Source organism: Allobosea sp. RIT-PG3_2 (assembly GCF_057321085.1).
This window is the reverse complement of the sequence record NZ_JBXWCA010000001.1, coordinates 467,214-489,792: the sequence shown is the minus strand read 5'-3', so window position 1 is coordinate 489,792 and position 22,579 is coordinate 467,214. Positions and strand designations below refer to the sequence as shown.

Annotated in this window: 24 protein-coding genes; 9 read left to right on the top strand and 15 right to left on the bottom strand. The window is 65.3% G+C overall.

Going from position 1 to position 22,579, the window contains the following annotated elements:
- Positions 1-7: 7 nt before the first annotated feature.
- The 6 genes from AC2FAN_RS02120 to lhpI all read left to right on the top strand — a co-directional run bounded on the left by AC2FAN_RS02120 (position 8) and on the right by lhpI (position 4,936).
- Complete coding sequence (locus AC2FAN_RS02120; RefSeq protein ID WP_485172546.1) at positions 8-1,186, top strand: mandelate racemase/muconate lactonizing enzyme family protein; 1,179 nt, start codon at positions 8-10, stop codon at positions 1,184-1,186.
- Between the two features lie 36 nt (positions 1,187-1,222).
- Positions 1,223-1,786, top strand: coding sequence for a carboxymuconolactone decarboxylase family protein (locus AC2FAN_RS02115; protein WP_485172545.1), 564 nt, complete (start codon positions 1,223-1,225; stop codon positions 1,784-1,786).
- 333 nt (positions 1,787-2,119) lie between these two features.
- The gene (locus AC2FAN_RS02110) at positions 2,120-2,440 is read left to right on the top strand and encodes a GNAT family N-acetyltransferase (RefSeq protein WP_485172544.1); all 321 of its coding nucleotides are present in this window, start codon (positions 2,120-2,122) and stop codon (positions 2,438-2,440) included.
- On the top strand, positions 2,437-2,814 hold the full coding sequence (locus AC2FAN_RS02105; RefSeq protein WP_476807466.1) for a VOC family protein: 378 nt from the start codon (positions 2,437-2,439) through the stop codon (positions 2,812-2,814). Before AC2FAN_RS02110 ends, AC2FAN_RS02105 begins: the two co-directional genes overlap by 4 nt.
- Before the next feature lie 28 nt (positions 2,815-2,842).
- The gene (locus AC2FAN_RS02100; RefSeq protein ID WP_265053106.1) at positions 2,843-3,031 is read left to right on the top strand and encodes a DUF3008 family protein; all 189 of its coding nucleotides are present in this window, start codon (positions 2,843-2,845) and stop codon (positions 3,029-3,031) included.
- Positions 3,032-3,199: 168 nt separating this feature from the next.
- On the top strand, positions 3,200-4,936 hold the full coding sequence (gene lhpI, locus AC2FAN_RS02095; RefSeq protein WP_485172543.1) for a cis-3-hydroxy-L-proline dehydratase: 1,737 nt from the start codon (positions 3,200-3,202) through the stop codon (positions 4,934-4,936).
- A 108-nt stretch (positions 4,937-5,044) separates the two neighbouring features.
- Here lhpI and AC2FAN_RS02090 read toward each other — a convergent pair whose 3' ends face one another.
- The 9 genes from AC2FAN_RS02090 to AC2FAN_RS02050 form a co-directional block, all read right to left on the bottom strand.
- Complete coding sequence (locus AC2FAN_RS02090; RefSeq protein ID WP_485172542.1) at positions 5,045-6,820, bottom strand: CopD family protein; 1,776 nt, start codon at positions 6,818-6,820, stop codon at positions 5,045-5,047.
- Between the two features lies 1 nt (position 6,821).
- Complete coding sequence (gene copC / locus AC2FAN_RS02085) at positions 6,822-7,175, bottom strand: copper homeostasis periplasmic binding protein CopC (RefSeq protein WP_476807469.1); 354 nt, start codon at positions 7,173-7,175, stop codon at positions 6,822-6,824.
- A gap of 36 nt (positions 7,176-7,211) precedes the next feature.
- Positions 7,212-8,018, bottom strand: coding sequence for an ABC transporter ATP-binding protein (locus tag AC2FAN_RS02080; protein ID WP_476807470.1), 807 nt, complete (start codon positions 8,016-8,018; stop codon positions 7,212-7,214).
- A complete protein-coding gene (locus AC2FAN_RS02075; RefSeq protein WP_485172541.1) occupies positions 8,012-9,031 on the bottom strand; it encodes an ABC transporter permease in 1,020 nt (339 codons plus the stop codon). The genes AC2FAN_RS02080 and AC2FAN_RS02075 overlap by 7 nt, the downstream gene beginning before the upstream one ends.
- Complete coding sequence (locus AC2FAN_RS02070) at positions 9,018-10,040, bottom strand: ABC transporter substrate-binding protein (protein ID WP_485172540.1); 1,023 nt, start codon at positions 10,038-10,040, stop codon at positions 9,018-9,020. The genes AC2FAN_RS02075 and AC2FAN_RS02070 overlap by 14 nt, the downstream gene beginning before the upstream one ends.
- A 50-nt stretch (positions 10,041-10,090) precedes the next feature.
- Positions 10,091-10,627 carry an OsmC family protein gene (locus AC2FAN_RS02065; protein ID WP_485172539.1) on the bottom strand — a complete coding sequence of 179 codons (537 nt, stop codon included), beginning with the start codon at positions 10,625-10,627 and terminating at the stop codon, positions 10,091-10,093.
- A gap of 532 nt (positions 10,628-11,159) precedes the next feature.
- Positions 11,160-12,176, bottom strand: coding sequence for a PLP-dependent cysteine synthase family protein (locus AC2FAN_RS02060; protein WP_485172538.1), 1,017 nt, complete (start codon positions 12,174-12,176; stop codon positions 11,160-11,162).
- A 138-nt stretch (positions 12,177-12,314) separates the two neighbouring features.
- Positions 12,315-12,941 (bottom strand): GNAT family N-acetyltransferase, encoded by a 627-nt coding sequence (locus AC2FAN_RS02055; RefSeq protein ID WP_265053115.1) that lies wholly within the window; start codon positions 12,939-12,941, stop codon positions 12,315-12,317.
- Positions 12,942-13,292: 351 nt separating this feature from the next.
- Positions 13,293-13,727, bottom strand: coding sequence for a MarR family winged helix-turn-helix transcriptional regulator (locus AC2FAN_RS02050; protein WP_265054812.1), 435 nt, complete (start codon positions 13,725-13,727; stop codon positions 13,293-13,295).
- 161 nt (positions 13,728-13,888) lie between these two features.
- Between AC2FAN_RS02050 and hmgA the strand changes: the two genes are divergently transcribed.
- From hmgA to maiA, 3 genes are read left to right on the top strand one after another with little or no spacing between them, the layout of a single operon-like run.
- The gene (hmgA, locus tag AC2FAN_RS02045) at positions 13,889-15,244 is read left to right on the top strand and encodes a homogentisate 1,2-dioxygenase (protein ID WP_485172537.1); all 1,356 of its coding nucleotides are present in this window, start codon (positions 13,889-13,891) and stop codon (positions 15,242-15,244) included.
- A gap of 7 nt (positions 15,245-15,251) precedes the next feature.
- On the top strand, positions 15,252-16,556 hold the full coding sequence (gene fahA / locus AC2FAN_RS02040; protein ID WP_485172536.1) for a fumarylacetoacetase: 1,305 nt from the start codon (positions 15,252-15,254) through the stop codon (positions 16,554-16,556).
- A 7-nt stretch (positions 16,557-16,563) separates the two neighbouring features.
- Positions 16,564-17,196, top strand: a complete 633-nt coding sequence (gene maiA / locus AC2FAN_RS02035) for a maleylacetoacetate isomerase (RefSeq protein ID WP_476807646.1) — start codon at positions 16,564-16,566, stop codon at positions 17,194-17,196.
- Positions 17,197-17,233: 37 nt separating this feature from the next.
- On the opposite strand, the gene AC2FAN_RS02030 is transcribed toward maiA, so the two are convergent.
- From AC2FAN_RS02030 to AC2FAN_RS02005, 6 genes are all read right to left on the bottom strand, one after another.
- Positions 17,234-18,034, bottom strand: coding sequence for an IclR family transcriptional regulator (locus AC2FAN_RS02030; protein WP_485172535.1), 801 nt, complete (start codon positions 18,032-18,034; stop codon positions 17,234-17,236).
- A 100-nt stretch (positions 18,035-18,134) separates the two neighbouring features.
- Positions 18,135-18,821, bottom strand: a complete 687-nt coding sequence (locus AC2FAN_RS02025) for a hypothetical protein (RefSeq protein WP_485172534.1) — start codon at positions 18,819-18,821, stop codon at positions 18,135-18,137.
- 57 nt (positions 18,822-18,878) lie between these two features.
- On the bottom strand, positions 18,879-19,589 hold the full coding sequence (locus AC2FAN_RS02020) for an ABC transporter ATP-binding protein (RefSeq protein ID WP_485172533.1): 711 nt from the start codon (positions 19,587-19,589) through the stop codon (positions 18,879-18,881).
- The gene (locus AC2FAN_RS02015) at positions 19,586-20,338 is read right to left on the bottom strand and encodes an ABC transporter ATP-binding protein (protein ID WP_485172532.1); all 753 of its coding nucleotides are present in this window, start codon (positions 20,336-20,338) and stop codon (positions 19,586-19,588) included. Before AC2FAN_RS02015 ends, AC2FAN_RS02020 begins: the two co-directional genes overlap by 4 nt.
- Positions 20,335-21,585, bottom strand: a complete 1,251-nt coding sequence (locus tag AC2FAN_RS02010; protein WP_485172531.1) for a branched-chain amino acid ABC transporter permease — start codon at positions 21,583-21,585, stop codon at positions 20,335-20,337. The genes AC2FAN_RS02015 and AC2FAN_RS02010 overlap by 4 nt, the downstream gene beginning before the upstream one ends.
- Positions 21,586-21,588: 3 nt before the next feature.
- Positions 21,589-22,530, bottom strand: a complete 942-nt coding sequence (locus AC2FAN_RS02005; protein ID WP_485172530.1) for a branched-chain amino acid ABC transporter permease — start codon at positions 22,528-22,530, stop codon at positions 21,589-21,591.
- Between the last annotated feature and the right edge of the window lie 49 nt (positions 22,531-22,579).

The following is a 22,579-nucleotide window of genomic DNA, read 5'->3' as shown; positions in this document are numbered from 1 at the left end:
CAAGCCTGTGCCCAGCATCGAAGCCGTTGACTTCTTCTATCTCGCCATGCCCGTGGTCACCGACGAGGCCGACGGAAGCCAGGATGCGCTGCTCGTGCGGGTGGCGGCGGGAGGCCATATCGGTTGGGGCGAATGCGAGGCCGCGCCGCTGCCGTCCATCGCTGCCTTCATCTGCCCCATGTCCCATGGAGTCTGCCGGCCGGTGGCGGATTCCGTGCTTGGCCAACCGCTGGAGAGCCCCGCGGACATTGCGCGCATCGCTGCGGCGGTGGCCTACAACTCGATGGACCTGCTGCAGGCGCCCCATACCTTCTCGGGCGTCGAAATGGCCTTATGGGATATCCTCGGCAAGATGCGTTCCGAACCGGTCTGGCGCCTGCTCGGCTATGGCAAGAGCACTCCAAAAACGCCCTATGCCTCCGTCCTCTTCGGCGACAGCCCGCAGGAGACGCTCGAACGCGCCCGCGGCGCCAGGAAACGAAGCTTCCGCGCCGCGAAGTTCGGCTGGGGCCCGATCGGCCGCGGCAGTGTCGAGGCCGATGCCGAGCATTTCGTCGCGGCGCGCGAGGGGCTCGGAGAGGATGGCATTCTGCTGGTCGATACCGGCCAGATCTTCATCGAGGACGTCGAGCGCGCGGCGGCGAGGCTGCCCGCCATGGAGAAGGCCCATGTCCTCTGGTTCGAGGAGCCTTTTCATGCCAGCGCGTTGGAGGCCTACGGGGCTCTCGCCAAGCGCAGCCGCAAAGTGCTTCTTGCCGGCGGTGAAGGCGCTCATAACGAATCCATGGCCAAGCAGCTGATCGACTATGGCGGCATCGGCTACATCCAGATCGATTGCGGCCGGATCGGGGGCATCGGCCCGTCGAAGGCGGTCGCCGATTATGCGGTGGCGAAAGGCGTGACCTTCGTCAATCACACCTTCACCTCGCATCTGGCGCTGTCGGCCTCGCTGCAGCCTTATGCCGGGCTCGCCGACCATGAAATCTGCGAATACCCGGCCATGCCGAAGCCGCTCGCAACGGCGATCACGGCCAATCACATCGAGCGCGACACACTGGGCAGGATCGCAGCGCCGGATGCTCCGGGGCTCGGAATAGAGGTCGATACCGCGGCGCTTCGCAGCTATCTTCAGGATGTTGAAATCGTGGTCGCAGGAGAGCGGCTCTATAGTACTCCTTCTCTCTGAAGGGCATACGGAACAGCCCCATCTGCGAGAAGCCTGATGACGACCTCTGCCTGCCCGCCGATAGATGATGCCGACTGGCCAGAAGCGATTGCCGGGATGAAGGGCGGTTTCGCCGGGGCGCTCAACGTCTATCGCACCATGGCGCACCATCCCGAGCTGCTGAAGGCGTGGGCGCCGCTGCGCCAGCATGTCGTCAAGGACAGCGCTCTCGGCCCGGTGCGCTCGGAGGTGGTGATTTTGCGCGCGGCGCATCGCATGGGCTCGCCCTATGAGTGGGCGCACCACGTCAGCCGTTCGCGGGTGCTCGGGATGAGCGACGAGCGCATCATCGCGATGCGTGGCATGCCGGAAGGTGAGGATGGGCTGATCGCGCGCGCCGTCGACGCTCTGTTCGACGACCGTCGCCTGTCGCCCGCCCTCGAAGCCGAACTGGCCGCCGCCCTCGGCCGCAAGGCCGTCTTCGACCTGATCGCGACGGTCGGGTTCTATTCGGTCCTCGGCTATATACTGATGACCTACGACACGCCGATCGACACTGCCGTCGCGGCGGAGATGGCCGAGCGGCCGCTCGCGGAAGCAGGCCCGCCTAAGAGCGACTGAGCGGGCTCGTTCGTCTAAGATCCCATCGGCCTCCACGCGTCGTCGTCGCCGAGTTCCGCCAGCGCCAAACAGAACGCGGCCTGCATCGCCGCATGGGTGAGAGCATCGGGCGCAAGCTCCCCGAACTCGCAATGCAATACCGACGTGCTGCCGCTTCTGGCCACCCCGACGAACACCCGCCCGATGGGATTGCCGTCCTCGTCCGACGCCGATCAGGCGGTCCCCGTGGCGATCGACGTTGTGCAGGGCGGCACGAAAACGTCGCCGTAAACCGGGAACTCCGATCCGGGGCGGGGGTTCATTGCGGGCAGCGCCTTTTCCGAAGGAGCCACCATGTCGGCGCAATCAAAGCGGGGAATCTCTCCGGGCATTCGCGACGAGGCCGAGAACAACCGTTTCGTGATGACGGTTCCGGGCGGGGAAGCCTTCGCTACCTACAGGCGCATCGACGACTATCTGGTCGTCTCGCATACCGAGGTTCCACAGACATTGCGCGGCCACGGTGTCGGCTCGGAGCTGGCTCGGGCGCTGTTCGAGCATGCCCGGGATCGTGGCGAGCGGATCGTCCCCGCGTGTTCCTTCATTGCCGACTGGGCGAGGCGGCATCCCGAGTATCAGGACGTTCTCGGCGGCCGGAAGGAGTCGGCGCGATGATCGATCATGTCTCCGTGGGAAGCAACGATCTGCCCAGAGCGCGGGCCTTCTACGACGCGGTGCTGGCTGAGCTTGGGCTGCGTCTCCTGAGCAGCACCGGCCGTTCGGCGGATTATGGCGTCAGCGGCATCCTGTTCAGCATCGAGGCGCCGGTCGACGGCAACCGCGCTTCCGGCGGGAACGGAACCCATATCGCATTCTCGGCCGGCAGCCGGGACGTGGTCGACGGCTTCTACCGGGCTGCCTTAGCCCGTGGCGGCGCCGATGCAGGCCCGCCGGGCCTTCGTCCCGAATATGACGCCCATTATTACGGCGCATTCGTCTTCGATCCCGATGGCAACAAAATCGAAGCCGTCACCCGCTCATCCCGGTGAACCCGCTCACTCAGTGAAGGAGCACGACATGCCTGCAAAATCCGCTGCCCAGCAGAAGGCCGCCGGCGCCGCGCTCGCGGCAAAGCGTGGCGATATGAAGAAGAGCGAGCTCAAGGGCGCTTCCAAATCGATGGAAAAATCTATGAGCGAGAGCGAGCTCGACAAGATGGCTTCGACCAAGCGCAAGGGAAAGCCCGAGCACAAGGCCAAGCATTGACATCATCGCGGCGATGGATCTGAAGAGGTCGGGAGGTCGCCACTAGCCTCCGGACGAACGCGCGTTTCAGTACGCGCTTCCGCGCCGGCGGAATGGCCTCGGTCCCGAGAGCTGCGTTTTGTGGCGCCGCCCGTTTCGCTTCCGCACTCGCTTTGCAATGATCGGTGCATGACCTCACCGCGCGAAACTGGAATTGCCATCGTTCCTGGCACGGCCTGCGGGCCAATTGTCGTGATGAAGGAGCCCCTGAGTTTCTGGGGCGGCGTCGATGCGTCCACCGGAGTGGTGATCGATGTGCACCACCCTGCACACGGCACTTCACTCGCCGGTGCGGTCGTGATGATGCCAGGCAGCCGTGGCTCCTGCTCTGGCTCCGGCGTGCTGCTGGAGTTGGCGCTTTCAGGCCAGGCCCCCGCCGCGCTGATCTTCGCCGATCCCGAGGACACGCTGACGCTTGGGGCCATCGTCGCGGCGGAAATGTTCGAACGCCGCATTCCGGTGATGCGCCTCTCGGACGACGCGTTTGGCAGGCTCGCATCCGCCGCGGAGGCGAAGATCGCGCCGGACGCCATCGTGGCCGATGGCGGACGCGTGCATATCGCTCTTTCGGCGGTGGGACATGCCGAACTGCATCTTTCCCCCGACGATCGCCGCTTGCTTGACGGGGCTGAAGGCAGCGCCGCGCAACAGGCGATGCGCATCGTCTGCGCCATGGCGAGCCAGCAGGGCGCGGCCGCGCTCGTCGATGTGACGCGGGCCCATGTCGACGGCTGCATCTATGCCGGCCCGGCCAATCTGGTCTTCGCCGAGAAGATGGAAGAGCTCGGTGCGCGCGTTCGCGTCCCGACGACGATGAACGCGATCTCGGTGGACCACGCCAATTGGCGCTGCCAGGGCGTGGCGCCGGCCTTCGGTGAACCTGCCGCGCGCCTGGCCGATGCCTATGTGCGGATGGGGTGCCGCGCGAGCTTCACCTGCGCTCCCTATTCCCTGCCGGATCCGCCCGGCTTCGGCGAAGCGATCGGCTGGTCGGAGTCGAACGCCGTGATCTTCGCCAACTCCGTCTTGGGAGCCCGGACGGCGAAGCATCCCGATTTCCTGGATTTCTGCATCGCCGTCACCGGCCGCGCGCCACTCGCCGGCGCCTTCCTCGATGAGGGAAGGCGTGCCCGGCGAGCGGTGAGGGTGGAGGTGCCGGACGGAGTGGACGGCTCGGCCTGGCCCTTGATCGGTTATCTCGCCGGGCTGGCCTCGCCCGATCGCATTCCGCTGATCAAGGGCCTCGCGAAAACCCGTCCGATGCAGGACGATCTCAAGGCACTCTGCGCCGCTTTCGGCACGACCTCGGCGGCTTCCATGCTGCATATCGAAAGCATCACGCCGGAGGCGGAAGGCCTTGGAAGCAACCCGGAGGACGAGGTCGTCATTGACAGCGAGGCCCTCGCAGCCGGCTGGCGGAAACTGAATGACGGCCCGGCGCGTGTCGATCTCGTCGCCATCGGCAGCCCTCATGCCTCGCTCGAGGAATGCCGAGCCGTTGCCGAACGGCTCAACGGACGTCCTGTCGCCGAGAATCTCTCCCTCATCATCACCGCCGGGCGAGATGTCGTGGCGGTGGCCGAAGCCGAGGGAACGCTGGCAAGGCTCCGGAACAGTGGCGTCGGCGTGATTCCCGATCTCTGCTGGTGTTCGATCACGCGCCCCGTCTTCCCCGAGCGGGCGAAGGTGGTCCTGACCAACTCAGGGAAGTACGCCCATTACGGGCCGGGGCTTTCCGGCTGCACCGTCAGGCTCGGGACGCTCGACGACTGCATCGAGGCGGCCGTTACAGGCTCTGCAGCAGCCCGGTTGCCGGGGTGGCTTTCTGCCGCGAGGATATCGGGGCGGGAGCCTCCCCGGAGCTGAGTATACGAGGCCGGCCGAGCGCGGCTTGATATCGCGCAGACCGAGCGGCCATGAACGGGCGGAACAGCTCGGCTTTCCCGGGCAGCCGCCGGCCGCGCTCGACGGCGGTCAGTGGTGGATGGAGGAGCCGTCCAGGGGGCTCGCCCGAATGAGCGCCAGCTCGGACGCGACGGCATGAGGCGGAGCGTCGCTCTCGGTCCTGAAGGCGCGCCTCAGCCAGCCATTGGCATCGACCAGAATCTGTGCGGGTGGCGAGGGGCTCCCGGTCAATTCCGCCAGAGCTGCCGACAAAGGCAGCGGATCCTCGACAGGGCATCGCTCGGCGGCGCCATCGGCCTGAACCTGCGCGTTCGCGCCATGCTCGTCGTGCCCCAGCCAGAGCTGCAACGGCTTCCCGCCTCCCGGCGTGACGACGACGCCCCCCTCGCAGCGGGCGGCGAAGCCCGGCATGCGCGTGACGCCACCCCAGCGCATGTCGGAAGGGATGAAGATGCGGGCGCCGGCCCGCAACCGGATGAAATCGATCAGCGACCAGATCGCTGTATCCTCAAGCTGCGTCGCCGGCGGCATCGTGCCGATGCCGTGCCGGATCGACCAGAACAATTCCCCACCCGGGCGGCCGGCGATCAGCGGCGCGGAAAGATCCGGCGGCCAGACGGACTGTGCGACAGCAACCGGCCCACGGCCACGGGCATCCTGGCCATGGCAGCTTGCGCAATCGCGCTGGAACAGCTCGCGCCCCGTCGCGACCCATCGTGCGCCATAGCCGGTGGGGGAGAGCTGGAAGGTCGTCGGAACGGCCGCGGCGACATAGGGGCGCCAGGGCGGCAGCTGGATGGAGGCCAGCACGGCCACTCCGGCGAGAAGGGCAGGCCAGCGCAGCTTCCTCGCGAGGGCGGCAAGGGTGAAAAGCGCCAGCGCGATCACGGCGGGAGCCAGCAGCCGGAAAAGCCCGTCGCGCAGATAGGCGTCTTCCCATAGGCCCGGAACCGGCCGCAGCGAGAAAGGCCAGATAGGCTGCTCATGGATTGCCGGCGGCTGGCTGGCCAGCGCGGCGGCAACCGCAACGGTGGCCAGCCCCACGCCAGCTTCGGCCGCGATCGACAGGGCAAGGCCGCGCGCCGAACCGCTGGATTCGGCAAGCGGCACGAAGCGGAAACGGTTTGCAGCCGCCAGCAGCAGGAGGATGCCGAACAGGGCAAGCTTGGCGAGGGCGAGCTTGCCGTAGTCTGTGCCGAGCGTCGCCGCCAGCGTGCCGACGAGTGCCTGTGTCTGGAGGAGGGACGTGGCCGCGAGCACGGCTATGCAGGCCATTCCGAGCGGCGTGAAGCGTCGTGCGAGCGCAGGCGCCTCCATCGGCAGCAGCAGGCAGGCTGCGAGCAATGGCAGCAGCGATCCGAGCCAAAGACCCGCCGCCAAGACGTGAAGGCCCAAAGCCGCCGTCGTCCATCGATCGGTCGCGGCGCCATGCCCCAGCCAGCCCTGCAGCAAGACGGCAATTGCCAGCACGGGCAGAGCGGCCGATCCGGCGCGCCCACTGCTGCGCAGGAGCCAGATCGTGAGAACCAGCAGGCTGGCGCGCAGCAGCAGCGCCTGACCGAAGAGCGTCTCGGCAATGGTCCGGGCCGCCTCGATGCTGTCGACAGGCCGCCCCAGCATCGCGCTGCCTTGCAGCCAGAACCACGCCGCGCCGCTGGCGAGGGTGACAAGCACGGAGAGCCGGGCGTAGGAGACAAGGCCGCGAAGCAGCGCCTCGCCGGCCGAAGTGGTGGCGAGCGCGCGCCGCGACAGCAGGCGAAAGGCCTCGGCGCCGAGGCCGGACAACAGGGCGGCGAGGTGAAGCCAGCGGATTGCCGGCAGCGCCGCCCCAATCAGCGCATCCACATCACGGCCTGACGGTGAACCGATACTGGCCGGTGACGCGGTGGGTATCGACCGAGGTTGCAGCCCACTCGACGGTGTACGCGCCTGGCGGAACTGTCTCGAGCAGGACTTTCAACGCCTTGCGGTCACCGGGCACGGCTTCGGCCGGAGCGGCACTGACGGTCTCGCCGCCTGCAGTCTTGACGGTGATGCTGCTCAGCTTGACCTCCAGATCCTCCGTGAAGCCGAGAATGATCTCGTTAGGCGGTGCGACCGTCGCTCCGTCGGCCGGCGAGGCGGTCTTGAGATGCGCATGGGCGAAGGCCTGCGATGAGGCGAGGGCGAAGGCGAATGCCAGCCCGAGACGTCGAGACATGGACCGATCCTATGATTGAAAAGCGGCGGCGCGGGCTCACCAGCTCGCGTCGAGCCCGAGATGGGCGAGGGCCTGTCCGCGCAGCTCCACGAGGCGCGGGTCGCCGCGATGGCGCGGATAGGGCAGGTCATTGATGATCTCGGCCTTGATCCGGGCCGGGCGCTCGCTCAGCACGATGACCCGCTGGGCTAGGAACAGCGCCTCCTCCACGTCGTGGGTGACGAGCAGCGTGGTGAAGCCGCGCTGGCGCCAGAGTTCGGCGATCTCGGTCTGCATGGCGATCCGCGTCAGCGAGTCGAGCTTGCCGAGCGGCTCGTCCAGGATCAGCACGTTGGGATCGTTGACAAGCGCGCGGGCCAGCGCCGCGCGCTGGGCCATGCCGCCGGAAAGCTGGCGCGGGAAGGCGCGCTCGAAGCCGGCGAGCCCGACCGTCTTCAGCGCGTCGTCGACGCGGCTCTTCTGGGAGGCCAGCAGGCCACGCGCCTCTAGCCCAAGCGCCACGTTCTTCCAGACCGTGCGCCAGGGATAGAGCGTCGGGTCCTGGAACACCACGACACGGGACGGGTCGGGCGCCGTGATCAGCTCGCCGGCGGCTGCGATGCGGCCTTGCGATGGCTGTTCCAAGCCGGCGACCAGCCGCAGCAGCGTCGACTTCCCGCAACCGCTCGGCCCGAGCAGGGCCACGAACTCACCCGCCTTGATGTCGAGGTCGATGTCGTCGAGCACTGGCAGGGGGCGGCCTTCGAGATCGAAGGCATGCGAGACGCCTTCGATGGCGAGGTCGGCGCCGCGCGACGCAGCGGTGCCGCGTGGCGTCGAGACCGCAAGCTGAGCGGCTACCATTTCACCACGTCCTTCTGCCAGCCGAGCAGCCGGTCGCGCGCGGCGAAGAGCAGCGTGATCAGGCTCGAGAAGATCAGCGCCATCACGATCAGCGCGCCATACATGTTGGCGTAGGCCGCCCAGCCCTGCGCCCATTGCAGGTAGTAGCCGAGGCCGGATTTGACGCCCATCATCTCGGCCGCCACCAGCACCGAGAACGACGCTCCGAGGCCCATGAACAGGCCGACGAAGACATGCGGCAGCGCGGCGGGGATCGCGACCTTGAAGATCAGGAAGGCACGGCCCGCGCCCAGCGTACGGGCGACGTCGTAATAGGCCTTGTCGACGCTGGCGACGCCCGACCAGGTCAGCACCGTGACCGGGAACCAGGTCGCTAGCGCGATCAGGAAGATCGCCGCCGAAAAGCTCGACGGAAAGAAGAAGAACGCCATCGGCAGCAGCGCGGTGGAGGGAATGGGCCCGAGGAAGCGCAGCACCGGGTGGACCCAGTAGCCGAGCCCGCGCGACCAGCCGATCGCGACGCCGGTGACGAAGCCGGAGATCGTGCCGAACAGGAAGCCGAGCGCGAGCAGGCGCAGGGAATGAAGCACGCTCTCGCCCAGCCGCGGCCAATCATCGGCATAGACCTCCACCAGGGACGAGGGAGGCGCGAAGAAGGGCACCGGCAGCACGCCCAGCTTCGCCGTCAGCAGGTCCCACAGGCCCACGAAAAGCGCGAGCACGACGAGCCATGGCGCAGCCCTGGCGACTCTTGCGCCGAGGGGCGGCCAGAAGGCACCGATCGTCGTGGCGATGGCCAGCAGGGCCGCCCAGCCGGCGAGCCCCAGATTGGTTTCGGTCACGTAGAGCGGTTCGGCGAAACCGACCTTCTTGTTCGCGAGCAGCGTGACGGAAGCGGCCACGGCGGTCCAGGCCGTCGTGGCAAGCGCGCCACGTGCCAGGACCGAGCCGTCGACCTGCAGGCGCGGCCGGCCGAAGGTCGGTGCGGGGCCGGTCTGTTCAAACGGGGACATTGGGGACGATCTTCTGCGCGAAGGCCTTGGCGTCGGTGTTCTTGCGGATCACGTTGACGAGCTTGAGCTGTTCGGTGAACAGGGCGACGTCGTCGCGCAGCGCCGCTCCGGTGGAGTGGTGGTCATGCGTATGGCTGCGCAGGATCGCGGCCACGGTCTCCGGCGTCACCTTGGCCGGAACGAAGGGCGCGAAGATCTCCGCCGTCTTGTCGGGGTTGGCCGCCGTCCAGGCCTGCGCCTCGACGATGGCGCGTGAGATCGCGGCTGCGACCTGGGGCTGGTCGCGGATCAGGGCGCCGCGCAGGCCGAGCACGCAGCAGGTCGACTTGGCATACTGCCCTTCGAGGTTGGTGGCGAGCTCGACCAGCTTGTCGCTCTCGCGGATGAGGTAGAGATGCGGGTCATCGCCTGCCAGCGCATGAACCTCGCCCTTCTTCAGCGCTTCGCCGAACAGGTCCTGCGGGTACTGCACCCAGCTGACGTCCTTCTCCGGATCGAGCCCGATCTCGGCGAGGCGGATGGCGAAGAAGTTGCGCACCGGGCTCGCCGGATCGGTGACGGCGACGGACTTGCCCTTCAGGTCCTTCAGGCTGCGGATGCTGGCGTTCTCGGGAACCAGCAGTCGCATGCAACCGCCATGGGTGCCGACGGTCAGGCCGACATCGAAGCCCTGCTCGAGCGGCTTGAGCCAGCGCAATGCCATGCCGATGCCGCCATCCGCATGGCCGGTCGCGATCGCCTGCAGCAGCGCATCGGTCGGACCGCTGAAGTTCACCGGCTCGACATTGAGGTTGTACTTCTCGAACAGGCCCTGCTTGAGCGCGACCGAGATCGGCGACTGGCAGACGGCCGTCTGGCCCCAGGCCAGCTTGATCGTCTGCCGCTGCGCGAGCGGCGTTGCCTGGGCGAAGGCATGATGTCCGGCGAAACCGGCGAGGGGAGCGGCGGCAAGAGCGGCGGCCCCGCGCAGAAGCGCGCGACGGGAAGGGAAGGTGGTTTGCAGGGTCATGGTGGCTCCTTGCCGCCCGACTGGCGGCTGCATGATGTTTCAGGAGTGGGTCAGGCCGCGGCGCGGCTCACGGGAATGCGCTCGACGGTGCCGCGCACCTCGGTGCCGCGCCGGAGCAGGTTGAGGATCGGGCAGAAGCGCTCGACGGCGGTATTGAGTGCGTCCAACTCGGTCGCATCCGTGGTCAGCCGCACCGTGTAGGAAAGATCATGCGGATAGACCGGCGTGGTCTCGAAACCGGGCGTACCCGCACGCGGATCGAGCTGTCCCTGCACTTCAACCGAGACATCCTGCAGATCGATCTGCTGGTCGGCCGCCTGGATGAGGTAGGTATGCGTCAGGCAACTCGACAGCGCGCCGAGCAGCAGTTCCGGCGAGCTCGGTCCGAGATCGTATCCCGCGAAATCGGGCGGGCTGTCGCTGATGACCTGGAAATCACGGATGCGGATTCGCCTGACGCCGCTGCGCCCCTCTGCACTGGCCTGGGCTTGCAGGCGTTGCGGACGCGCCTCCGCGGAGCGGGCGTAAGCCTTGCGACGCAACAGGGCTTCGCGCTTCTGTGCGAGATATTCCGTGAGATTGGACATGGATGACGGCTCTGCGCGTATCTGTTGATGGAGCGCCTGGACAAGGCGCGCTCGTTCGGCACGCAGCCGCGGGGAAGCGGCTGCGCGGAAGAAGTCGAGATTCCAGCGCTTTGGTCGGTGGATCGCCGTCCGAGATATCCGACACTGCGGACTGCGGTTCGGTGCTCCGACGGCGTATCGTCCGCGTTGCTGCAGACGACAGTCGGATGGCGAAGATCATAGTCTGCGATGACAGGGCGGTTTTTCGCCGAGCAATGTTCTTCGAAAAATCAGAGGCATTCGCGTCTCCAAAGCAAAGGAGCCCACGAGACATCGTGGTTCTTTTAGCGTTGCTGGCGCGGCGCAAGCTGCTCCAGCAAATCCCGCGGCGAAGAGTTTGGTATTGCTCTTCACGATCAAGATTATCGCGCAGAGTATTATTTGTGGCAATGAAACAAACTATGCGTTTTTATTGAAGGAAGGCGATAATTCGTTCCTGTTGCGGGCACGTAGCGACGTAATCAGGGACGCCAGATCCAGCAGTGCACGATCCTCAGAAGGCTGCGGCGATATCCAGTGACGATGGCATTCTCTCCGTCCGCGCCAGCGGGATGGCGGGGCCGAGCTTGGGAGGGCTGAGGTAGCGTTCGCCGCTGTCGGCAACGATCGCGACGATCGTCTTGCCGGCGTTTTCGGGGCGCATGGCAAGCGCTGAGGCGGCAAACAGCACCGCCCCAGACGATGTGCCGGCCAGGATGCCTTCCTGTTGCGCCAACGTCCGGGCGACCTCGCGGGCCTGGGCCGTGTCGGTCACGATCACCTCGTCGACGACGGCTGCGTCGAAATTCTCGGGCAGGTAGCCGGCTTCGACGTCGGTCACCTTATGGACGCCTTCGATACTGTCGGGGTAGGGCGCCTCCGGTGAGGGGATCGAGGCCGGGCCCGGCTCGACGACGACGACTTTCACGCCGGGTTTCTGCGCTTTCAGGAAGCGACCGGTGCCCGAGATCGTGCCGCCGGTACCGACTGCCGCCACGAAGATGTCGACCTCGCCCTTCGTGTCGCGCCAGATCTCGGGGCCGGTCGTCTCGAAGTGAACGCGCGGATTTGCGGGGTTCGCCCGCTGGTTGGTGTAGTAGGCGTCGGGGTTCTCGCGGCGCACGCGGTCGATGATGGTGTGGATCGCGCCCGCCTCGAGGAATGCGCTGTTGTCGATCAGGACGACTTCGGCGCCATAGTGCTGGAGCAGCTTGATCTTGTCTTCGCTGATCGTGTTCCGGAGGTAGAACTTCGAGCGATAGCCACGCGCGGCGGCCAGGGCCGCGAGCCCGATACCGGTGTTTCCGCTGGTGAGATCGACGATGCGCTGGCCCGGCTTCAGCCGGCCGCTCTCCTCCGCTTCCCGGATGATGCCCCAGGCCGCACGGTCCTTGATGCTGCCGGCCGGGTTCAGGTACTCGATCTTCGCGAAGATGCGGGAGCCGAGATGCAATCCTTCCGCAAATCTGCGCAGCTCCAGCAACGGGGTATTGCCGACCAAAGCTGCAAAATTGTTGTTTCTCGGTTCCATCACGGTCTCTCGCAGAGGGATGGCGACTTGTGCCGTCACGGACGGGTGCGCCCGCCGATCGGGCTCGCAGCCACCCGTCGTTTCATCGGTAGTCGCGGCTCACGGCCCGTCTCGCACCTGGAAAAGTTTTCACCTTCGCTACGCCGCGGTTGCGCGACGGGCGGCCAGCCGGGCTGCAATCCCTGCTTCCTGCTGGGCCTTGATCGCGCCCACGCGGGCTGTCGCCTCATCCGGCGATGCGGCAGGGGCATAGACGGGCGCGCTGCCGGCCACGCCGGCCTTTGCCCCGATATGTTTCTCGAAGGGCAGGGACCGGTACAGGACCGGGTCGACGGAGGTGTCGAACAGCGGTCGATAGCCGAGCGACAGATAGAGGCCCGTCGCTTCCGGCTGCCGGAATCCGGTCGTGAGATAGGCTCTGGTGTAGCCGAGCTCGGCAGCGCTCTCCTCGAGCGCCAGCACGATGCGGCGCGCCAGACCCTGTCGCCGCAGAGTCTCGCGCGTCCAGATGCGCTTGAGCTCGACCGTCTCGTCGTCATGGCTCATGAAAGCGCCGCCCGCGATCGTCTCACCGCCGCGCTGAACCAGCAGGAAATCCCCGAGCGGCGGTGCGAACGCTTCCGCCGGATAGCGCATGAGCTCGGAGCGCGCGCCGCCCGGCCTGCTGTTGACGCCATACCGGCCGTCATATTCGGCAACGAGCCCTTCGACCAAGGCCTCTGCTTCAGGCGAAAGAGGAGATGATCGCACGATCAGGTCAGGCATAGCAGAATTCCAACGGTATCGCGTAATCGCGAAAAGAGCGCCGATGACATCAATATTCAGATCATCGAAACAATCAACGATCGTTGGAAAATAAGAATACGTGCATTTATTCTGGTTATGATTTTGAGAAATACTTCCACGCGCGAGGGCGATCCAGATGGATTTATGCTATTCGCTGAGCGCGGGTAGGCTTCGACGCAGCTCCCCGGGCTCGGCAGGATGAGCGCCGTGGCGTCCAGCCCCATGCGGTTGCCGGCTGACACGGGCTCGTCGCCGACAGCGCTTACCGGCCGGCCGAGAAGCTGGCCCGTTGTGCATCTCCGCAAGAGGCCGTCTCCGAGCCGGCTTCAGTCATGCCTCATCGAGTGCGAGCTCCAGTTGATGAATGGCCGCGAGCAGGCGCTTGGCATCCTTGCCGAGTGCTCCCAGGATTTTCGCTTCGAAAGCCAGGGCCCGCGGGACGATTTCCGTGTAGGTCTTCAGCCCAAGCGGCGTCAGGCATAAGATCTCTTCGCGCCTGTCATGGGGACTCTCGCGCCGCTTGAGCCAACGGCGCTCCTCGAGAGCGCGCACGGCACGGCTCACCTTCGTCTTATGCATCGCGGAATGAGTGCCGATCTCCTTGGCGCTCATCGTCTCGAATTGGCCGAGCGTCGCCAGAACACGCCATTCGGGAACGGTCAGGTCGTGATGCGGTCCGTATACGGCCCGAAAGGCCTGCGAGACCGTCGTGGCGAGCCGATTGAGGCGATAGGGGAGGAATTCTTCGAGAGCGAGCTTCGTCATCATTGTTAGTTACAAAATGGACGGTTACCGATGCAACGATATATTTGTCCGAGCGCCGAATGAAGCGATGAGGTCGCTGGATCGGGAATGCCGACGACGTTTCACCGCTTCTCGGGGCCGGGCCTGCGTCCTCGGCGGTAATTCCCCACGGGAGAACAGACATGAACGTTCAAAATCCGTCGTCCAATCCGAAGGGCCCGGAGGTCCGAAGCGCCATCCAGGCGGGCTACATGTCCGGCTTCGGCAACGGATTCGAGACCGAGGCGCTGCCGGGCGCGCTTCCGATCGGCCGCAACTCTCCCCAGAAATGCGCCTATGGCCTCTATGCCGAGCAGCTTTCCGGCTCGCCCTTCACCGCGCCGCGCACAACCAACGAACGCTCCTGGCTCTATCGCATCCGGCCGACCGTGTCGCACTGGAACCGGTTCCGGAAGGCGGAGATCGGCCTGTGGCGCACGGCGCCGGCGCGCGAGGTCGACTTGCCGATCGCACCAATGCGCTGGAGCCCGATCCCCATCCCCTCGCGGCCGCTGTCCTTCGTCGAGGGTATGCACAGCATGACGACGGCCGGCGACGCCGGAGCCCAGGGCGGAATGGGTGCGCATGTCTACCTGATCACGCGCTCCATGGTCGACGAATACGTCTACAACGCCGATGGCGAGATGCTCTTCGTGCCGCAGCAGGGCGACCTGCGCCTGTGGACCGAGTTCGGCATCATCGACATCGAGCCAGGGGAAATCGCAGTCATCCCGCGCGGCGTGAAGCTCCGCGTCGAGCTGCGTGACGGCCCGGCGCGCGGGTACATCTGCGAGAACTACGGCGGCGCCTTCACCCTGCCGGAGCGCGGACCGATCGGCGCGAACTGCCTCGCCAATCCGCGCGACTTCCTGACGCCTGTCGCAGCTTACGAGGACCGCGACGCGCCTTCGAAGATGTATGTGAAATGGGGCGGCAATCTCTGGGTCGCCGATATCGAACACTCGCCGCTCGACGTCGTCGCCTGGCACGGCAACTACGCCCCCTACAAATACGATCTCAGGAAGTACTCTCCGGTCGGGCCGGTCCTGTATGACCACGCTGACCCGTCGATCTTCACGGTGCTGACTTCGCCTTCCGAGACGCCCGGCACGGCGAATATCGATTTCGTCATCTTCTCGGACCGCTGGCTGGTGGCGGAAAACACCTTCCGGCCGCCCTGGTACCATATGAACGTGATGAGCGAGTTCATGGGGCTGGTTTACGGTGTCTATGATGCCAAGACCGGCGGCGGCTTCGTGCCCGGCGGCATCTCGCTGCACAACTCGATGCTGCCGCACGGCCCCGACGTCGACGCCTTCGAACGCGCGAGCAACGTAGAACTCAAGCCCCACAAGCTGGAAGGCACGCTCGCCTTCATGTTCGAAACGCGCTTCCCGCAGCAGGTCACCGCTTTCGCCGCAGGAACGGACGCGCTTCAGGGCGACTACGGCGGCTATGGCCACAAGCTGACGAAACACTTCGATCCGAACAAGCCTTGAGACAAAGATGACTGCCCTCGACGAAACCCACGACGCGACGCTTCGCAGTTTCGAGGCGTCCGCGAACGGCCATGCCTACTTTCCCATCCAGAACCTGCCGATCGGCGTCTTCAGCCCGCCGGGCGAGCCTCCCAGGGGCGGGATCGCGATCGGCGACAAGATCCTCGACCTCAAGCTGGCGCTGGAAGGCGGGCTCATGGCGGAGGATGCCGGTTTGGGCGCAGCCTGCGCACAGGGCAGCCTCAACGGCTTTCTCTCGCTTGGCTCGGCCGCGCGTGTGAAGCTTCGCCGTCGCGTCTCGGCCCTTCTCGCTCTGGGGGGGCGTGACGAGACGAAGGCGGCGCGCTGTCTGCGTTCGGCCTCCTCCTGCACTCTGCACCTGCCGGCGCGGATCGGCGACTACACGGACTTCTACGTCGGCATCCACCACGCGACCGAGGTCGGAAAACTGTTCCGTCCGGACAATCCCTTGCTGCCGAACTACAAGTACGTCCCTATCGGATACCACGGGCGAGCTTCTTCGGTCCGACCGTCCGGCGCTCCTGTGCGGCGCCCGAACGGACAGACGAAGGCGCCGGACGCGGCAGCCCCCGTCTTCGGCCCGTCGCGGCGTCTCGACTACGAACTGGAACTCGGGATTTGGGTGGGGGCAGGCAACGAGCAGGGCGAGCCTGTTCCGATTGCCGAGGCGGCCGAGCACATCGCCGGGTTCTGCCTCCTGAACGATTGGTCCGCGCGCGACGTCCAGGCGTGGGAATACCAGCCGCTCGGACCGTTCCTGGCCAAGAATTTTGCCACCACGGTCTCGCCCTGGATCGTCACGCCGGAGGCCCTGGCCCCGTTCCGCATCGCGCAGCCACCGCGCCCGGAAGGCGATCCAGAGCCGCTGCCTTATCTGTCAGACAGCCGGGACAAGGCTGCCGGCGCTTTCGATCTCGACCTGGAGGTGTTCATCACCACCGAGACGATGCGTCGGCAGGGTTCGCCGCCGCATCGTCTCGGGCATTCCAATACGCGGCACATGTACTGGACCGTCGCTCAGATGCTGGCCCATCACACCAGTAACGGCTGCAACCTCGCCGCTGGTGATCTGCTGGGCTCCGGTACGATATCTGGTCCGGATCAGGCCAGTCGCGGCAGCCTTCTGGAAACCACGGAAGGCGGTCGGACACCCGTCCGCCTACCCTCCGGCGAAGAGCGCCGCTTCCTCGAAAACGGCGACGAGATCATGCTGAGGGCCCAGGCACGTCGCGATGGCTTTACGTCGATCGGCTTCGGCGAATGCCGGGCGATCGTCCTTCCAGCGAGGTGAGAGTCCGATGAAGCTCTACGGCTATTGGCGCTCGACCTCCTCCTACCGCCTGCGGATCGCGCTGGCGCTCAAGGGCATAGATGCGGAGCAGGCTTTCGTTCATCTCGTTCGCGGCGAGCAGAAGACCGAGGCTTATCGCGCGCTCAATCCCCAGGGGCGCGTTCCTGTCCTCGTCCTCGACGATGGGACCGCGTTGACGCAATCGCCGGCCATCATCGAGTATCTGGAGGAAGTTTTCCCTGATCCGCCGCTGTTGCCCGCCGAGCCTGTAGCGCGTGCGAAAGTTCGCGCCGTCGCGGCGATCATCGGCTGCGACGTGCACCCGCTTCACAATGTCGGGCCGCTCAATTATCTGCGGGGCCCCCTCGGGCGCCCGGAAGCGGAGGTCGAGGGGTGGATCGCGACCTGGATAGAGCAGGGGCTTGCCGCCGTAGAGGCGATGATCGGCGAGGAGGGCTATTGCTTCGGGGCGTCGCCGGGCTTGGCCGATGCCTATCTCATCCCTCAGCTATACGCGGCCCGACGCTTCGCGGTCCCGATCGATTCATATGTGCGGATATCGCGGGTCGAAAAACTGGCGGCGGAGCACGCAGCCTTCCAGGCCGCGCATCCCAGCAGCCAGGCTGACGCCGTTCCTTAGATCGTCCCGGACCCGCGGGTCGCTGTCGCCCGAGGGCTTATTCCGCGGCGTCCAGGTTCTTCTTGCCGTCGGCGAGTTCGGCCACGCGCAACGTGATGTCCTTCGCCGCCTTCTTGGTGATCTTGATCAGCTGGGCTTCGGTCACGGGCGGAGGACTCAGCGTGGGATAAGACAGCGAGATCGCGCCCATGATCTCGTTGTTCTCATCGAATACGGGGCTCGCGATACCGACCAGACCTTCGGAGATCTCGCCGCGGGAGAGATAGTACCCGTCGCGGCGGTTCTTCTGGAGCGCGGCGCTGAAGGACGCCCAGTCGGACCCGATGCCGTTTCTTCCGGAGTCCTCCTCGGAGCGGTCGAAAATCCGCCTTTGGCGGCGCCTGTCGAGATGGGCGAGGATGATGCGCGCCTGGGCCCCCCTGAAGACGGGAAGCCGCCTTCCCGGCCTCAACGGCATTTCGGACGAATTCTCCGGCCTCGTGGAATAGACGTTCACCGCGCGGTCCTGGTACATCCTGCACAGGAATGTATGGATGCCGAGAGTCGTCGAGAGCTTCTCCATCACCTCCCTTGCGGCCAGCAGGATCGGATCGAAGTTCGCCAGTATGAATTCAAGTTCCATGATCGTCGGGCCAGGCGCGTAGCGCCCGGAAATCCGCGAGAGGAGCCCGATTTCATGCAGGTCGTGCAGGTACCGGTAAGCCGTCGCCTGGCTGACCTGCAGCACGGATTCGACGTCTCCGAGCGAGATGGTCGGTGAATCCTCCGAAAACAGATTCAAGATTTCGGCGACGCGCTTAAGTACAGACGTCTCGTTCTGTGACTTAGCAGGAGGCATCAGTACTTTCTCGTTTCATCGTGCATCAAGTCCGTCTTTCTGTGTCGGCGTAGATCGACGAAAAGTCAAACATTCGGAGTTATCGCGAGCCGTTCGAATGTTATCGGTCGCAAAGAACGAATTCGCTCGCGAAGAAACGGGCTCCGTTCGCGATGAAGTGCGATATGTCGTGCATGATCTCTTCCCGCCCACGATCGCTGTCGAAGTATCGCGTCAGCATGTCGTCGATTGTCGGGAAGTTCAGCTGGGCAATACCGCCGGCAGGGCGTCCTCGCGAGGCATCCACGATCCAGTTTCTGACGTACTTGTCCATTCCGACATGAACTCGCAGCGCAAGAGGAACGTGGATGTCCCAGCTGCGCCGAGCCGCCGTCGAAGGCAGATCGGGGTGGAAGTTCAACCGCCCGATATACTTGATGCCGGGAGATCGTTCCCCAAGGACGATGACCTGCCGGTCGAGCTGAACGATTTCCTCGACCTGGTAGATCTCGGTGGTGGCGACGTCCTCGGCGCAGGAGACGAGTGTCTCCAGAATTTGCTCTGCCTCGTCCGCCGGTGGTGAGAGCTCGACGATAACGTCGTAGACCGCATCAGCCTCCGCGGTGCGCAGGTTCACGGGGCGAAACGGGACCCCTTCCGGCGTTTCCTCGACCAGGTTGACGATCAGCTTCCCGCCTTGGGGAAGAGCGGCGGCGACTTTGCGAGCGGCCCGCAGGTAGGCCGATTGGAAGTCCGCCCTTCGGCTGCGATCGCGGCCAGCCAGGTAGATGAAGTATTTCGATGCCATCAAGTGCAGCTCCTGCGGCTGGCGTCCGCCGCGCAGATGGGTGCGAACAGCCGGTGCCTAGGCAACTTCAAGCCACTCCCGCCGCACGGAAGGCGTTGCGAGCAACTCCTCCGGCGTTCCCTCGAAGACGATGGCGCCGTGGCCCATGATCAGGCATCTGCTGCAGAGCTTCAGGGCGATCGTCATCTTCTGCTCGACCAGCACAGACGCCACGCCCTGTCGGTTGATGTCGCGCATCACGTCGGCGAGATGATCGACGATCTTGGGCGCGAGCCCCTCGGTCGGCTCGTCGATCAGGATGACGGTCGGTTGGCCCAGCAGCGAACGGCAGAGCGTGAGCATCTGCTGCTCGCCGCCGGAGATCGACCCCGCCTTGACGTTGCGGCGCTCCTTGAGGCGAGGGAAAAAGCCGTACATGTCTTCGAGGCTCCACGCCTTGGCGTTCGGCCGGGGCGTGGAGACCCCGATATGCAGGTTCTCTTCCACGGTGAGATTGCTGAACGCCAGCCGCTCTTCCGGGACATAGGCGATGCCCGCGCGGTTGATCTTGTAGGACGGGAGCCCGGCAAGCTCGTTCGCTCCCAATCTGATCGAACCCCGCGTCGGCGGGACCAGTCCCATGATGGCTTTCATGGCCGTCGACCTGCCCGACCCGTTGCGACCGAGCAGGGCAATCATCTCGCCGGCCGCCAGCGTGAAATTCATGCCGTGCAGGATGTGGCTCTTGCCGTAGTGGGTATGGAGGTTGGTCACCGAAAGCAGGGTCATGCGGCCACCTCGCCGAGATAGGCTTCCTGGACCCGGCTGTTCGTACGTATCGCGTCCGGCGTGCCAGACGCGATGATCTCGCCGTAGACGAGGACGGATATCCGGTCGCAGAGGGAGAACACGACTTCCATGTCGTGCTCGACGACGAGGAGCGTTTTCCCCTGCGTGATGTCTCGGATCAGATTGATCATGTAGTGCGTTTCCTCGCGCGACATGCCGGCCATGGGCTCGTCCAGAAGGATCACGTCGGCGCCCGGTCCGATCGCCATTCCGATCTCGAGGGCGCGCTGCTCCGAATAGGTCAGATCACCGGCGAACTTGTCCCGCGCTTGCGTGAGACGGACCAACTCCAGCAACTCGTCGGTGTCGCGGTTGACGGCGGTGGCGTTCGAGGCGAGCGAGAACAGGGCATAACGCCGCCCGTGCTTGGCCATCGCCGCTATCCGAAGATTCTCGTACACGCTGAGGCGCGGGAAGATCGTGGTGATCTGAAACGATCGCGACAATCCACGGCGGGTGATCAGATGTGGTGCCAGCCCCGCGATGGACGTGCCGTTCAGGCGAATATCGCCGCTCGATGGCTTGTACAGGCCCGAAATCAAATGGAAGAGCGTCGATTTTCCGGCGCCGTTGGGTCCGATCAGGGCGTGTCGTTCGCCCGGCTTCACGCCGAGATCGACGCCCCGGATGATCTCGCTCTCCCCAAAACGCTTCCTGAGGCCGGCCAGCTGGATGATGTCGTTGGTCATCGGGCGTGCTCCTCGGCGAGCGCGGCCGTCGGGGCTGTCTCGCGACCCGTCCGCGATATCACCAGGAATGCGAGACCGGCGCCGACGCCGATCGCCAGGGCCGGGACGAGCCAGGTCGACGCGGCGATGGGGTCCCATTTGAGGCCGTACAGGGGTACGGGTGGCCAGGCCTTCGTCCGGCCGACGATTGCGGAGTACTGTTGATCGAGGATGCGGGAGGCCAGCTCGAGGAGAGTGACGACACCCGCCGCGGCAAGCAGGCCGGGTGGGAGCAAGAGGGCTCGCAGCTTGAGGGCGCCCCAGTTGCGCTCCTTGAACTCGTTCACGATCCTCAGCCAAAGCATGGCCAGGCCATCGCCCATGAACATCATGATGACGACGAAAAGGATGCCCTGATAGAGCAGCCAGTTCTTCGTCACGTCGGAGACCAGGCTGCCGAACAGCGCGAAGATGAAGGCGCCGACTGCCGGGCCGAAGAACACGCCCGAACCGCCGACGAAGGTGTGCAGGACGACCGAGGCCGACATGCCCATGCCCAGCATCGAGTAGTTGATGCTTTCCGTGGTGAACGCCAGGAGGCCGCCCGCGATGCCGGAGAACATGGCCGACACGCCGAACACGATGATCTTGGTGTGATGGAGGTTGTAACCGAGGAAGGAAACCCGGCGCTCGGCCTCTCTCAATCCGACGGTCAAGCGGCCGAACAGCGTCTGGTTGTACGCGTAGAGCAAGCCGATGCAGAGGACGACCCAGGCGACGACCGTGTAGTACACGTGGACCTCGTTGCCATAGTCGAACGACGACCAGGGCATCCTCATGGTCGTCAGCCCGACCTCGCCGCCGAATATCCCGCCCAGGTTCGGCGCTATCGCATGAAGCAGTTCCGCCAGGGCGAGCGTCACCATCGAGAAGTAGACGCCGCTTCTCAAGGTGGCGAAGTACCCTGCGCAAAGCCCGCCGATCAGCCCGGCGACGCCGCCGACGAGCGGCAGGAACGGGGTCGGCAGCCAAAGATTGCCCTTCTCGATCGCTTGCATCGCGTGGATTACGGCAAACCCGCCGATGGCGAAGTAGGCCGCGTGGCCGAAGGAGAGCATGCCGGCCCGGCCGCTCAGAAGGTTGAACGCCATCGCGAACAGGACGGCGATCAGCGCCGTCGTCAGGACGCCCACCACATGTCCGCTGAGCGCGAGGGGCGCGCCGAGCAGCAGGACGACGACCGAAGCCAGTATTCCGATCCGGAGCATGTTCTAGTTCCTGTCGCCCATGAGGCCGGCGGGCCGCGTCAGCAGCACGACGAGCATCAGCAGCGCGGGTAGGGAGGCGGACAGCGACGAGACTTCCAAGGTGAGAAGACCCCCGATCTGCCTGGCTTGCTCGCCGTAGCCAAAGATCTGCGCGAGATCCGCGAGGGAGACCTGGAACCCGACCGAGAACGAGGTGAGGAGGCCGATCAGCAGCGACGCGATGAAGGCCCCGAGAAGCGAGCCGAGGCCGCCGACGACCACGACGACGAATGCGATGACGCTCATCTCCGCCGCCATCGTGGGGCTCGTCGTCAGGAGAGCGCCGCCCACGGCTCCGGCAAGGCCGGCCATCCACGCGCCGACGCCGAAGACCCCGAGGAAGACCAGGGGGACGTTGTGGCCGAGCGCGGAAACCATGCCCGGGCGTTGGACGGACGCGCGAACGACGATGCCGATGCGCGTCTTTTGGAGCAGCAGGTAGAGGATGCCGAGGAGCACCATCGCCACGACGGCGACGAAGACCCGGTAGGAGGGGAAGTTCGTCCCGAACAGCGAAAAAGCCGGACCGCTGAGAAGGGATGGGGGACGGTAGGCGACCGGGAAATTGCCCCAGAAGAGCTTGATCAGCTCCTCGAACACGAAGGCGATGCCGAAGGTGAGGAGGAGCTGCTGCGAATGCCCGAAGCCGTGGACGCGCCGCAGCATGAAGCGTTCGATGAACATGCCCGCGGCCATCACGATCAAGGGCGCGATCAGCAAGGCCAGCCAGAAATTGGACATGCGGGCGATCGTGAAGGCGAGATAGGCCCCCAGCATGTAGAACGACGCGTGAGCGAAGTTGACGATGCCCATCATGCCGAAAATGAGCGTCAACCCGGCAGAAACCATGAATAGGAGCAGGCCGTAGACGAGGCCGTTGAGCGCCGAAATGACGATGAATTCCATGCCGGATTATCCTTGTCGAGAACGCCGGCTCCCTTCGGTCGGAAACCGG

Bases quoted from the DNA above. Each gene is read 5' to 3' on its own strand.
- AC2FAN_RS02060 (WP_485172538.1), bottom strand. From the start codon at position 12,176: ATGGAACCGAGAAACAACAATTTTGCAGCTTTGGTCGGCAATACCCCG.
- AC2FAN_RS02080 (WP_476807470.1), bottom strand. From the start codon at position 8,018: ATGGTAGCCGCTCAGCTTGCGGTCTCGACGCCACGCGGCACCGCTGCG.
- AC2FAN_RS02075 (WP_485172541.1), bottom strand. From the start codon at position 9,031: ATGTCCCCGTTTGAACAGACCGGCCCCGCACCGACCTTCGGCCGGCCG.
- maiA (WP_476807646.1), top strand. From the start codon at position 16,564: ATGAAGCTCTACGGCTATTGGCGCTCGACCTCCTCCTACCGCCTGCGG.
- hmgA (WP_485172537.1), top strand. From the start codon at position 13,889: ATGAACGTTCAAAATCCGTCGTCCAATCCGAAGGGCCCGGAGGTCCGA.
- AC2FAN_RS02025 (WP_485172534.1), bottom strand. From the start codon at position 18,821: ATGGCATCGAAATACTTCATCTACCTGGCTGGCCGCGATCGCAGCCGA.
- copC (WP_476807469.1), bottom strand. From the start codon at position 7,175: ATGTCTCGACGTCTCGGGCTGGCATTCGCCTTCGCCCTCGCCTCATCG.
- AC2FAN_RS02015 (WP_485172532.1), bottom strand. From the start codon at position 20,338: ATGACCAACGACATCATCCAGCTGGCCGGCCTCAGGAAGCGTTTTGGG.
- AC2FAN_RS02105 (WP_476807466.1), top strand. From the start codon at position 2,437: ATGATCGATCATGTCTCCGTGGGAAGCAACGATCTGCCCAGAGCGCGG.
- lhpI (WP_485172543.1), top strand. From the start codon at position 3,200: ATGACCTCACCGCGCGAAACTGGAATTGCCATCGTTCCTGGCACGGCC.
- AC2FAN_RS02115 (WP_485172545.1), top strand. From the start codon at position 1,223: ATGACGACCTCTGCCTGCCCGCCGATAGATGATGCCGACTGGCCAGAA.
- AC2FAN_RS02110 (WP_485172544.1), top strand. From the start codon at position 2,120: ATGTCGGCGCAATCAAAGCGGGGAATCTCTCCGGGCATTCGCGACGAG.
- AC2FAN_RS02030 (WP_485172535.1), bottom strand. From the start codon at position 18,034: ATGCCTCCTGCTAAGTCACAGAACGAGACGTCTGTACTTAAGCGCGTC.
- AC2FAN_RS02050 (WP_265054812.1), bottom strand. From the start codon at position 13,727: ATGACGAAGCTCGCTCTCGAAGAATTCCTCCCCTATCGCCTCAATCGG.
- AC2FAN_RS02010 (WP_485172531.1), bottom strand. From the start codon at position 21,585: ATGCTCCGGATCGGAATACTGGCTTCGGTCGTCGTCCTGCTGCTCGGC.
- AC2FAN_RS02070 (WP_485172540.1), bottom strand. From the start codon at position 10,040: ATGACCCTGCAAACCACCTTCCCTTCCCGTCGCGCGCTTCTGCGCGGG.
- AC2FAN_RS02005 (WP_485172530.1), bottom strand. From the start codon at position 22,530: ATGGAATTCATCGTCATTTCGGCGCTCAACGGCCTCGTCTACGGCCTG.
- AC2FAN_RS02020 (WP_485172533.1), bottom strand. From the start codon at position 19,589: ATGACCCTGCTTTCGGTGACCAACCTCCATACCCACTACGGCAAGAGC.
- fahA (WP_485172536.1), top strand. From the start codon at position 15,252: ATGACTGCCCTCGACGAAACCCACGACGCGACGCTTCGCAGTTTCGAG.
- AC2FAN_RS02055 (WP_265053115.1), bottom strand. From the start codon at position 12,941: ATGCCTGACCTGATCGTGCGATCATCTCCTCTTTCGCCTGAAGCAGAG.
- AC2FAN_RS02100 (WP_265053106.1), top strand. From the start codon at position 2,843: ATGCCTGCAAAATCCGCTGCCCAGCAGAAGGCCGCCGGCGCCGCGCTC.
- AC2FAN_RS02065 (WP_485172539.1), bottom strand. From the start codon at position 10,627: ATGTCCAATCTCACGGAATATCTCGCACAGAAGCGCGAAGCCCTGTTG.